Source organism: Kitasatospora sp. NBC_01560 (assembly GCF_045208415.1).
Classification (GTDB): domain Bacteria; phylum Actinomycetota; class Actinomycetes; order Streptomycetales; family Streptomycetaceae; genus Kitasatospora.
Window position 1 is genome coordinate 7,140,115 of the sequence record NZ_CP109364.1, and the last position, 12,408, is coordinate 7,152,522.

General features: G+C 68.7%; 7 protein-coding genes. 4 read left to right on the forward strand and 3 right to left on the reverse strand.

Annotated features, from left to right (window positions below):
• Positions 1-828 precede the first annotated feature (828 nt).
• From OH807_RS31010 to cas7c, 4 genes are all read left to right on the forward strand, one after another.
• Positions 829-2,967 carry a CRISPR-associated endonuclease Cas3'' gene (locus OH807_RS31010; RefSeq protein ID WP_406205490.1) on the forward strand — a complete coding sequence of 713 codons (2,139 nt, stop codon included), beginning with the start codon at positions 829-831 and terminating at the stop codon, positions 2,965-2,967.
• Positions 2,968-3,440: 473 nt separating this feature from the next.
• Positions 3,441-4,133: a type I-C CRISPR-associated protein Cas5c gene (gene cas5c / locus OH807_RS31015; protein ID WP_406205493.1), complete on the forward strand. Its 693-nt coding sequence runs from the start codon at positions 3,441-3,443 to the stop codon at positions 4,131-4,133.
• Between the two features lie 2 nt (positions 4,134-4,135).
• Positions 4,136-5,983 carry a type I-C CRISPR-associated protein Cas8c/Csd1 gene (gene cas8c / locus OH807_RS31020; RefSeq protein WP_406205496.1) on the forward strand — a complete coding sequence of 616 codons (1,848 nt, stop codon included), beginning with the start codon at positions 4,136-4,138 and terminating at the stop codon, positions 5,981-5,983.
• A gap of 31 nt (positions 5,984-6,014) precedes the next feature.
• Positions 6,015-6,872 (forward strand): type I-C CRISPR-associated protein Cas7/Csd2, encoded by an 858-nt coding sequence (gene cas7c / locus OH807_RS31025; RefSeq protein WP_406205499.1) that lies wholly within the window; start codon positions 6,015-6,017, stop codon positions 6,870-6,872.
• 1,254 nt (positions 6,873-8,126) lie between these two features.
• On the opposite strand, the gene OH807_RS31030 is transcribed toward cas7c, so the two are convergent.
• The 3 genes from OH807_RS31030 to OH807_RS31040 form a co-directional block, all read right to left on the reverse strand.
• On the reverse strand, positions 8,127-8,318 hold the full coding sequence (locus tag OH807_RS31030) for a hypothetical protein (RefSeq protein ID WP_406205501.1): 192 nt from the start codon (positions 8,316-8,318) through the stop codon (positions 8,127-8,129).
• A gap of 823 nt (positions 8,319-9,141) precedes the next feature.
• Positions 9,142-10,383 (reverse strand): tyrosine-type recombinase/integrase, encoded by a 1,242-nt coding sequence (locus OH807_RS31035; RefSeq protein WP_406205503.1) that lies wholly within the window; start codon positions 10,381-10,383, stop codon positions 9,142-9,144.
• A gap of 387 nt (positions 10,384-10,770) precedes the next feature.
• Positions 10,771-11,142 (reverse strand): hypothetical protein, encoded by a 372-nt coding sequence (locus OH807_RS31040; RefSeq protein ID WP_406205506.1) that lies wholly within the window; start codon positions 11,140-11,142, stop codon positions 10,771-10,773.
• Positions 11,143-12,408 lie beyond the last annotated feature (1,266 nt).

Sequence of the window (12,408 nt, forward strand, 5' to 3'; positions counted from 1 at the left end):
GCGCGGCCGAGGGTCGCAACTCCGAGGGCCCGGGGATCGACTACGACCCGGCGACCGGTGGCGGTCGCCCTCCGGGGTGGCCGAGGATCGCAACGGCTTCGACCCGTGGGAGTGGCACGACGCCGGGCTGATGGCGGTCGCTCTTTGGGGCGACCGAGGGTCGCAACTCGGACTCCGGCCGATGGAGCTGGCTGCAGCGGATGTGGCGGCTGCCCTCCGGGGTGGCCGAGGACCGCAACCTGGTTGGCGACGCCGGGCCGGCAATCGTCACGGCAGTGGTGGTCGTTCTTCCGGGCGGCCGAGGGCCGCAACGTCGATGGACGAGACGCATCACTGGTAGGAACCCAGCGGCGGTCGTCTTCCGGGCCGACCGAAGATCGCAACGGCCGGAGGCAGACGGACGGCATCGTGCTGGGTTTGACGTGGCGGTCGGCCCGGACCGCGACCGGGGATCGCGACGTTCGGCCACCTGAGTGTCGCCGCTCGACAGCCAGCTGAGGCCGTCCCACAGAGCGATCGAGGATCGCAACATCGAGTACGACCTGGACAAGCGGGGCCGTGACCGGGTGGCGGTCGCCTTTCGGGGCGGCCGAGGATCGCAACCGTTACGAGGGAGCCGCGGAGACCGCCGACGCCATGCGTGCCGGTTGCTCTCTGGGTCGAAAACCGTTCGACATGATCGTCACGGGCCAACGCGTCACTGGTGGCGGTCGCCGACACCAGGATAGCCATTCTCTTCTAGCGGTTTGGACTTGTGCGGCTGTTTGGCACAGGTCCTGATCGCAGTCGTAACTCTTGTGTCGTATCGGATGGATAGCCTTGTGGGTCATGCGTGACAAGCCTCTCTATGCCCACTCGCCCAATGGTGCCGGCCGGTGGCATCTGCTGGGTGATCATCTTCGTGGATCGGCTGAACTGGCTGCTCGGTTCGGTGCGGTGTTCGGCATGGCTGCCGCGGCTGAGTACTTGGCGCTCGTCCACGATGTGGGGAAGGGTGGGTGTACGTGGCAGGACCGGCTGGTGAAGGTTGCCGATACCGGAGGGACGGTCGGGATCGACCACAAGAGGGCGGGGGTCCGTCTTGCGGCGCAGTGTTTGCCGGGGCCTCTTGCCGGGGTGGTGGAGGGGCACCACGGGGGCTTGCCGTCCTGGGGTGAGATGCGTGCTTTGCTGAGGGAGCTACGAGCGCGGCCTGGCGTTGTGGACGAGGCGGTTGGCCGGGTCGCCGCCGAGGTTCCCGAGATCGAGTCTGCGGGGATCGCGGTGCCGGATTGGCTGTCCGAGCCTGATGGCGACAATGGCCTTTCTGATGTCGACCTGATGATCCGGATGCTGTTCAGTTGTGTCGTCGACGCCGACCACCTGGATACCCATGCGCACTTTCGCGGCCGCTCGCCGTATGTCCGGCCGGACGCGGACATGGCCGCTCTCGCTGAGCGGTTCGAGGAAGCTCGGAAAGGCATGCTCGCAGGCCGGAAGCCGTCGCGGATCGACAAGATCCGCACAGACATCTACGACCAGACCCTCCTCGCGGCGGACGGCGGGCCGGGGATCTACCGGCTGCACGTGCCGACTGGTGGGGGAAAGACACTCGCTGGGGCTGGGTTTGGTCTGCACCACGCCGCGCGCAACGGCCAGCGGCGGATTATCGTTGCGGTGCCGTTCATCAGCATCACCGAGCAGAATGCCTTCGTCTACCGGAGGATGCTCGGCGAGCGGGATGTCCTCGAGCACCACTCCTCCGTGGATCTCGACCGCGCGGGGTGGGCCCGGTTGGCGGCGGAGAACTGGGACGCGCCGTTCGTGATCACGACCACGGTGCAGTTGTTCGAGTCGCTCTTCAGCCGTTCGCCGTCGAGGATGCGCAAGCTCCACCGGCTGGCCGGTTCGGTGATCGTCCTGGACGAGGTCCAGGCGCTGCCGGATCGGCTGCTGGTTCCCATCCTGTCGGCGCTGCGGGGGCTGACCGAGCGGTTCGGCGCGACGGTGCTGCTGTCGTCCGCGACCCAGCCCGAGTTCAGCAGTATCGACGGCACGAGGCACCGCCACGTCATTCCCGATCCCGCGCCGCTCTTTTCGGCTCTCGAACGTGTCCGCTACGAGTGGCGAGAGGACACCACACTGGCTGCCATGGCCGGCGAGGCATCCCGGCACGAGCAGATGCTGATGGTCGTCTCGACCACCCGCGACGCAAACGCCGTCCACCAACGACTTCCCGCGGGTGCCCTGCATCTGTCCACCCGCATGACCTCGGGACACCGCCGGGAGACGATCGAGGAGATTCGCAGGCTCCTTGCTGCCGAGCAGTGTGTCCGGGTCGTGTCGACGTCGCTGATCGAGGCCGGCGTCGACCTGGACTTCCCGATCGTCTTCCGCGCCTGGGCTCCACCGGAGAACCTCCAGCAAGCGGCCGGCCGCTGTAACCGCGAGGGCCACCTGCACCGCGGAACGGTCGTCGTCTTCAAGGCCCACGACAGCGGCCGGATCCCGGACCCGTCGTACATGCTCTCGCTCGGCATCGCAGGCAACCGCTTCGGCGACGGCCCCGACAAGGCCGACCCGGACAACCTCACCGCACTCGCCCACTACTCCAGGACCCGCTATCGACTTCAGGGCCTCGCCAACCTCGGGAACCCGATCGAGGAACTGCGCCGGGAACTCGACTTCCCGGCCGTGGCGGAGCAGTTCGTCATGATCGGCGAAAGCACGGCGAGCGTCGTCCACGTCCGGCCCGAGCTGGAACCCGAGGAACAAGCCGCGGCCCGTGCCGCCATCGACATGCTCCGCACAGGCCAGCCCTGCGGACCCGAGACCCCGCGCGTCCTGCAGCCCCACATCGCCGGCATCCCCAAAGCCGAGGCGGACGCCGCGCTGGCAGCCGGCCACGCCAAGCTCATCGTCGACGACCTCGTCGAGTGGGTCGGGCCCTACCATCCACAGCGTGGCATCGAGCCGCCGAATCGGTAGCGGTGCCTCGGGCGGCTGCCGGCCCCGACCACTCTCGCCCGGAAGCGAGTCGGCTGGCCACGTCGTGAGGGACTCCCTGCGCCTCCTCGCCCTGAGCGTGCGGAGGCCTGACTGCGGTCCGGCGGGGACAGTCGGGTCGGAACGGGCGTGTTGGGTAGGCTCCCGGACCATGGCGCCGCCTCCTCGGAGGGGTGGCGAGGATCGAAACACAGGCGTGCTGGTGTCTGTCAGCACGTTCGCGCCCCCGTCGGCTTGCCGGCGGGGGCGTCATTGTCAGTGACCCCTGATACACATTCGGCAACGACATGGGCCGTGGGCATTACGGCGCCGCTGAGACTGTCAACCCCTCCCGGGAAGCAGCTTCATAGGAGTGCTCGTGCTGCTACGGTCCGTGTCTGACACATCGTCACATTGCCCTGGAGAGGGTGATTTCCTTGCCGAGCCATGCCCAGACACGCTGGCCGGAGCCGCCGGTGACCGTCGAGCTGTGGGGACCACTGGCCTGCTTCACGCGACCCGAACTGAAAGTCGAACGGGTCAGCTACCCCGTCATGACGCCCTCCGCGGCCGTCGGAGCGCTCAGCGCCATCTTCTGGAAGCCGGAGATGCAGTACGTCATCCAGTCGATCGAGATCCTCACCCCGATCGACTGGATCAACATCCGACGCAACGAGGTCAAGTCCGTCATCACCGCACCCCGCATCAAGGCCCTGCGCGCGGACCACAAGGAGCGCTACGACGTCGAGCACGACCGGGACCAGCGCAACACCGTGGCGCTGCGCGACGTCGCCTACCGGGTGAACACCCAGATCATCCCGACCCGCAGCGCCAAGGCACCGGCCGCCAAGTACAGGGAGCAGCTGCGGCGCCGCACCGAGCGCGGCGGGTGCTTCTCGCAGCCCTTCCTCGGCTGCCGGGAGTTCTCCGCGGGCTTCGGCCCCCGCGGATCATGGCCCGGCAGCCCCACCGACACGAAGGCCGGCCCCATCGAGCGCACGGAGGAGCTCGGCGTGATGCTGCACTCGATCAGGTACGGCGACCGCGGCCAGGAGACCTACCACTGGTTCCGCGCCCGCCTGGACAACGGAGTGCTCCACGTTCCGCGACGCCCCCTGGGCGACGACGAGGTCCACATGCCCGCCGGCTCCTGGCGAACCGGAGCCTGACCATGCTGCTGCAACGCCTCACCGAACGCGTCGCCCACCAGGAACACTCCTACACGAAACCGGCGACGATCAAATGGGCCGTGTTCCTCGACGGCGACCTGGCGGACCTCCAGGACATGCGAATGCCCAAGGGCGAGCCCGCGCTCCGCCTGGACGTGCCGACCTCCACCCGCACGGTCGCCATCGCCCCGTGCCTGCTCGCCGACAACGCCCAATACGTCTTCGGCGTACCGAAGACCGACCCCAAAACCGGAGAGATCAAGGACAAGGACGCCGCCCGGGCGGCGAAATGCCGCACGGCCTTCGCCGACCTCGCCCGCCAGTGGGCAGCCGCCAACCCCGGCGACCCCACCGCCGAAGCCGTCCTCCGCTTCCTCGCCACCACCATCGACCTGCCAGCCGACATGGCCGCCGGCGACCTGGTCGCCATCAGCATCGACGGCCAGTGGGCCCACCAGCACCCGAGCGCCCTCCAGTTCTGGGCGGACAAGGTCAGCGACGCCAAAGGAGCCGGCAACACCGGCCTGTGCCTCGTCTGCGGACACGAACGCCCGCTACTCGCGACCGTGCCGATCTCGATCGCCATGGGCGCCATCCCCGCCAAGCAGGCCAAGAGCACCCAACTCGTCAGCGTGAACACCGCCGCACAAGGCCGCGGCGGCGTCACCGCCGGACTCGCCGCCACCCCCCTGTGCGAGAGGTGCGGGACAGCCGCCACCACCTCACTCGGCGAACTCCTCGCGGACCCGAAACACCGCAGGCGCGCCGACACCGCGGTGACAGTCTGGTGGACCCGCGAACCCGTCAAACGCAACCACTTCGGCAACCTGGACGACCCACAGCCCGAGGACATCGCCAACCTCATCGGGAAGATCTTCAAACCGGGCACCGGGACCACCGAATACTCCGCCGACGTCAACAAGTTCTACTCCGCCACCCTCGGCGCCAACTCCTCACGCGTCGTCGTACGCGACTGGATCGACGTCCCTCTCCCGGTCATCGAAGACTGCCTCGGCCGCTGGTTCCGCGACCACCGATACCTCGACCCCTGGTCACCCCACACCACCCAGGACCACCCGGACCCGGACACCGACCCGCGCTACCAGGCCTACCCAATCTGGCGACTCACCCTCGCCTGCGCCCGATGGGTCAAAACCGACAAGAAATACCACCCCAAGACCATCCCCGAAGGCCTCGACGAAGCACTCCTCCACAGCGCCCTCCACGGCACACCACCCCCCGCCTGGATGCTCCCCCGACTCCTCGCCCGCATCCGCGCCGACCGCCGCATCGACGGCCCCCGCACCGCCCTCCTACGCCTCGCCCTCACCCGCCACCACACCCAGGAGCACGGCATGCCCGGCCTCGACCCCAACGCCAACGACCCCGCCTACATGTGCGGCCGCCTCTTCGCCACCCTCGCCGCCGTCCAACGCCGCGCCGCCAAAGACACCGGACGCACCGTCAACACCACCATCACCGACAAATACTTCGGCACCGCCATGAGCAGCCCCGCAACCGTCCTCGCCAACCTCCGCGCCGGCGCCGAAAACCACCTGCGCATCATCCGCCGCCGCAACACACCCACCGCCAACGCCCTCGAAGCCCGCATGCGCGACATCTACCAACACCTCAACGACGTCCCCCTGCTGCTCACCGTCCCCGAGCAGGGCCGCTTTGTTCTCGGCTACGAGCACCAGCGTGCCGCCGACATCACCGCCGCACTCGCCTACAAGGCCGCCAAGGAGAAGGTGGCAGAGACGGCCGAGCCCCAGCCGGTCGAGGCCGGTGCGCTCTTCGATGTCTCGGACCTCATCGAAGCCTCTCCGGCCGACTCCGAAACCGTCTGACCACCCGCCCACCGGAAAGCGAGAACCCACCATGAAGATCCCCGCCTACCTCGACCCTGCGCGCAAGCACGACTTCGTGTTCCTCTTCGACATCGTTGACGGCAACCCCAACGGCGACCCCGACAACGGCGGCGCCCCCCGCACTGACCCCATCACCATGCAGGGCTACGTCACCGACGTCGCCCTCAAGCGAAAGATCCGCAACACCGTCGCCCTCCTGAACGCCGGCCGCCCCGGCTACGACATCTACGTGGAAGCAGGCGTCGCCCTCAACGCCCAACACGAACGCGCCTACGACACCGGCGGCGCCGCCAACGAGTCCGAAGCCCGCGACTGGATGTGCCAGACCTTCTACGACGTCCGCATGATGGGCGCCGTCATGACCACCGGCAAAAACCGCGACCGGACCGCCGGCCGCGTCCAGGGCCCCCTGCAGCTCACGTTCAGCAGGTCCATCGACCCCGTCACCACGATCGAAGTCCCCATCACCCGCGTCACCCCGACCCGAGTCGAGGACCTGGCCACCAAGCAGACCGAGATGGGCACCAAGAACATCGTCCCCTACGGCCTCTACCGGGGCGCCGGCCACTTCTCGGCCCCGCTCGCCGCCAAGACCGGCGTCACCAGCGAAGACCTCCAAGCCCTTTGGCAGGCCTTCGAGATGATGCTGGAACACGACCGCGCCGCCGCCCGCGCCTCCATGGCCCTCCGAAGCCTTTGGGTCTTCAGCCACTCCGACGCCTACGGCCAGAGCCCCGCTCACAAGCTTCTCGATCGCGTGCACGTCACCCCACTCGGCCACACAGCGGCACGCTCGTACTCCGACTACAAAGTCACCGTCGACACGGACGTCCCCGAGGGAGTTACCCTTAACGCGCTGGTGGAATAGCCGGAACCCGCCAGCACGCTTCGATATACTTAGCACGCTTTTCTCTGGCGGCTACCTCCGGGTGGCCGAGGATCGCAACGGCACTCAGGCCGAAGAACTGGGCGCAGCATTATTCGCGCTCGATCGTTGGGCGGCAGGCCGCTATTGCGGCGGTTCACCGCGACCTACCGGGTGATGACCGTTGTTTGGCGCGCCCGAGGATCACAACAATCTTGATCCCAGGCAGGGCACCATTGCAGCCCTGCGGCAGTTGTTCTCCGGGCGGTCGCGGGTCGCAACCGTGGTAGCTTCCTCGCCAAAGCGCAGCAGCGGGTGTGGCGGTCGCCCTTCCGGGCGGCCGAGGATCGCAACAGGGTTGCTGAGGGCTACGTCGAGGTCTCGATGGAAGCGGCGGTCGCCACCCCGGGCGGTCGAGGATTGCAACGCGGCCTGGGGCCGTGACAACGACGGCAACGGCACGTGGCGGTCGCTCTCCGGGGCGGCTGAGGACCGCAACAGCGGCACGAGGCGAGGGCTGGCGCCAACTACCGATGGCGTTTACCCCTTGGGGGTAGCCGAGGGTCGAAACACCAAGGCGCATCGTAACCTTGCTGAAGGCACTGGGTGTGGTGCCCCTTCGGGGTAGCCGAGGATCGCAACTGTGCGGAGTAGTTGTGCAGGGAGGACCGGGAGTGCGCGGCGGTCGTCCTTTCGAGCGGCCGAGGATTGCAACTGCCCGAGGGGTGGCAGCTGGCCCTCGGTCTCGAGTGGTGGTTGCCTTTCCGGGCGGCTGAGGATCGTAACCGTGCAACCCGCTACCCGGACCGGCGCAGCGAGGGACTGGCGGTCGCCTTTCGGGGCGGCCGAGGATCGCAACCTGATCTGTGGAACCCAACGCCCGGATTGCGAGGAGGGTGGTGGTCCCCCCCCCCCCGGGGGATCGCCATGGATCGCAACTTACGGGTGTGGTAGCCCTTGACATCGTTCTGCAGTGTGGCGGTCGCCCTTCGTAGCGGCCGAGGATCGCAACTGGTACATGTTGGCCTGGCCGAGGACGAGGGCGCGGGTGGCGGTCGCCCTCCGGGGCGGCCGAGGATCGCAACCGGTTGTTCGACGTGGACTCGGGCCGCGCGACGACCAGTGGCGGTCGCCCCCTGGGGCGGCCGAGGATCGCAACGCCGCCACCGTCTGGGAGGAAGGCGGGTACCTGGCCGTGGCGGTCGCCCTTCCGGGCGACGGAGGATCGCAACGGCGAGTGGTGCGACGACGGGTGGATCACCACCACGGGTGGCGGCCGCCCCTCCGGGCGGCAGGGGATCGCAACATGCGGCCGGCCGTGGCGATGGCTGAGGTGTACCAGTGGCGGTCGCCCTTCGGGGCGGCCGAGGATCGCAACTCGGTGGTGATGTCGAGTTCGGTGCCGTTGTCCTTGTGGCGGTCGCCCTTCGGGGCGGTCGAGGATCGCAACGAATTCGCCGTCGGCGAGAGCACCCACGCCGCAGGCGGCGGTGGCGGCCCGTCGGGGGCGAGGATTGCAGGGGATAGCGGACGTAAGTGATCACAACGGGCCGGCCGGGTGGCAGTCGCCCTGTGGGACAGCCGAGGAATGCACCCCCGGTGCGGGGCCGAGTTGGACCCCGACGTACGAGTGGCGGTCGACTATTGGGATAGCCGCTTGCCGCGACAACGGGGGTGTCAAGGGCTTGACGCATGGGATGAGTCATCGCGGCGGAATCGGTGGGTTGAAAGAGGTGAGATTCGGGGACTTGTCAGGGACCACGCGTCGGTCACCACCGCCTCTGAGCCGTCCTTCGGTGAACGAACAGCGCGGGCTGTCTACCGGCTGACGTGCAGCGATGGTTATGGCCGGGCGACTGGGGGTCAAGGGGTCGCAGGTTCAAATCCTGTCGTCCCGACCAGCGTTTACGCAGGTCGGAAGCCATTCCCATCGTAATGATGGGGATGGCTTTTTTCTTTGGTGGTCGCAATGTGGTCGTGAACGCTCGTTCACGTCGCCCCGCTGAGTGCGTTTCCGCAGGCGGGGCCTCTCCGTCCTGGTCGTGATGGGGCATGTGTTCTTCCGGTCGGACACCCGGGCATCGTCGACTGCGGACCGCTCGCCTCTCCGGCGCGGGAAATGGGCTCGGATTCGCGGGAAATGGGCCTGCCGACAGAACCTGCGGCGTCATGTGTTGCGATGGGCCGCACGTTTATCGGGTGTCAGCTATGGGCCGGGAATCCCGGTTGTTTGTCGGCCCTGATGGCCGAGCCGGCTTCAGCGGTGCGGCTGTCAGGCCGCGTGGCTGAAGAGCGGGTTCGGCAAGCCGGTGGAGGCGTCGGGGCCGCGCTGGGTGCGGGCTTCGACGAGGTGGAGCCTTGCCTCGATGGTGTTCACGGCAGCCCTGGCGACGTCCCAGGTCAGGTGGCTGTAGATGTTCGCGGTGGTCGACAGGGTGGAGTGCCGCAGGGTCTTGGAGATGACGGCCATGGAGACGTTGCCCTCCAGGGCGAGGGTGGCGGCGAGGTGGCGCAGGTCGTGGATGGTGACGTGGGGCAGTGCGGCCTGTTCGCGCAGCTCGTGGAAGCGCCGGCGGACGGCGGCCGGGTGGAGGGGCTGGCTGTCGGGGCTTTGGAAGACGTGGCCGTTGATGCTGGCGGTGCTTCGGGTCATGGCGTGCTGAAGGGCGGCGGCGACGCGCTCGGCCAGGGGCACCCAGTTGCGGCTCTTCCTGGTCTTCGGGGCGGTCAGGACGAGTTCGTGGTTGTCGACCGCGGACAGGGTGTGGCGGATGTACATGACGCGGTCGTCGAGCCGCACGCAGGGGCGCTGGAGGCCGAGTGCCTCTCCCTTGCGCAGGCCGGTGTCGATGATGACCTCGAAGAGGTCGGCGAAGGCGGGGTCGACGTTGCGGCAGTGACTCAGGAAGGCGACGGCCTGTTCCGCGGTCCAGGGGACGCGTTCGTCGGGGCGGGGCCTGCGCATGGGCAGCGGCTGCGCGGCGTTGAAGGGCAGGCGGTGCGTGCGCACGACCGTGCCCAGGGCGCTGGAGAGCGTGGCGAGGCAGTGGTGGACGGCCTGGCGGCCGCGGCCGGATTCGAGCTGTTGGTGGGCGTAGGCGGCGATGTGGTCGTGGGCGAGCTCCTCCAGGCGCAGCTTGCCGAAGACGGGTATCAACTCGCAGAGCACGTAGGTGCGGTAGCGGGCGTAGGTGGTGGGCTTGAGCAGGAACTCCATGCCCTTGAGCCACTTGGTGAGGTAGGCGGCGACCGTCTCGTGGGGGTCGGCGTCGAAGCCCAGCCGGTGCCCTTCGAGGAAGCGCCGCAGCGCCGTCTCGGCTGCGAAGGCGTCCTCGAAACCGCCACGGCGCACGGTGCGCCTGCGGCCGGTGAGGGAGGGGATGTCGACGGCGAACGTCCACGTGCCGTGCTCTGCCTCGGGCAGGTGCGGACACCCGGCCCCTGGCTGGCGCCGGTCGGCGTCCCGGCATCCGCAGCGGCGGTAGACCCGGCCCGGCCGTGCTGACTTGCGCACTTCTTGTTCCTCCAGCGGGTCGTTGGTTCTTGATCGGCTCGCGGAGGTTAGTGGTGCAACCGGCCGGAGGGTCGTCTGCGACCACCATGCGATCACCAACGCCGGATCAGGCCTCTGACCTGCGGCTCGCGGTGAGGACCCGCTGGGCCTGCGGATGTGCGGACGACTCCCTCGATACCCGGGTCGGCACTGCGGATGCCCGGAATTTCGTTACTGTACGTAACTGCCTGAGGGTCTGGGGATGGAGGTCATGCCCCTCGATGCGGCTACGTCGTGTCACTGAACAGCGGGCCAGGTCGGCCGACCGCGGGTGCGCTGGGTGTACCGGCCGGCCCGGGTTCCCACGGGACCCCGGGGAATCCGTGGACGGGTGGGCGCGGCGGGCGGTCAGACGAGTCGGTCGCGGTGGGCGGCCGCGGCTTCGCGAACGAGCTGGGCGAAGTGGCCGCGACTGCGGTCGTGCGGCTGTCCGGCGTGCTCGGCGTCGTCCCGGTTCTCGTGGTCGAGGTCGTCCTCGTCGTCGAGTTCGTCGTATTCCTCGTGGAGGAGCCAGCAGTCGTGGATTCCGGCGAGGAGGTCTTCGAGGAGGTCGCGGGCGGGGCGCTTGGGGTCGAGCGGGGTCAGGCGCAGGCCGGTGTCCTCGGGGTCGCTGTCCGGGCCGGTGTGTTCGGCGAGAGCCTCGTCGAGGTCCTCGAGCTGTTCGCGCAGGCCTGCGGGGTCGGGGAGGAGTCCGTCGGCGACGTGGAGGGCGTGCCGCACGAGGCCGGTGACCGCGTCGTAGGGGGGAGGAACCGGCTTCGAGAAGTTCGAGGACGAGGGTGGGGGTCTCGTGGGGCAGGGCTTCGATGTCGTCGGCTTCGAGGAGCACCGTGGTGAGGGAGTGGCCGCCGGCTTCGGCGGTGACCTCTACGGCGGCCGCGAGCCAGTGTGCGGCGGCGACCGCGGCGGCGGTGGGGTCGATCTCGGTGAGCAACGCGGCGGGGCCGAAGGGGTTCTAATCGAGGAGGCGGTCGGCGGCGGCGACCTGGACGGGGGAGGCGCCAGACGTCGAGCATGCCGTCCCGGGGAAGGTTGGGCCGCGCGATGGCGCCGGGGACCTCGTCGAAGGACTTGCGTTCCTCCTCGCGGCGCCAGCCCTCGGAGTTGGGCTCGATGGAGGCGGCGGCGCTGGCGGGATGGGTGCAGGTGCGCCACGCCGCCTCGGAGAGGTGGGTGAGGGTGCGGGCCAGGCCCAGGAGAGCGGAGAGTTGGGCCTCGGCGGGGACAGCTGTGGTGCGGGCGGCGAGATCGCCCTCGCCGGTTCCCCAGGTGGCGATCAGCTCGTGCCGCTCGGGGTCGACGCTGTAACGGGTCATGAAGCACTGCCTCCGGTTCTGCGGCACATCGACTGGCCGCGGGCACAGTCTGATGCACCGGCCCCCGGCGACCCGCGGTTAGTGCTGGAGTCCTCAAATCATGGGTATGGAGCATGTGTTGAGGATTTTCGGGTGGCTGGGGGGTGTGCCAGGGTTGTTGTGGGCTCGGACCGCTGTGGGGGCGGACGAGGAGTGGGTGGTTGCCAGCATGTGGGGACTTTCCTTCCGGTGTGGATGGGTGGGACACAGGTCAGATTCCCGGACTGCCGGCCGGGTTGCGGGCTGTGCGCCCTGACGGGGCTGGGAAGTTCACTCGCCTGGTGGGCTTCTGGGGGTCGGTCCGGACGCGGAGGGCACACCCCGACAAGCTGAAGGCCCGGGCCCCGTGAAACCGCCGCGGCAGTGGTCGCTCCGGCGGATACGGACAGGGCCTCGACGAGCTCTTCGCGCGCGATCACCCGCTGCTCCAGCTCGATCTCACCGGCCTCCAAGGCCGTAGCCGCACGACCGCCTCCTCCCGCAGCGCCTCCACCCGCTCACGGGCAGACGCTCTCCGCACTTCCAGCAACCCCGGCATCGACGCCATTGCGCACCCTTCGACGAACAGCAGAAGCAGAACGCCGGATGTCTCCCTCACCCCGACCGGGGCGGGTTGACTGTCTGCGGCCTG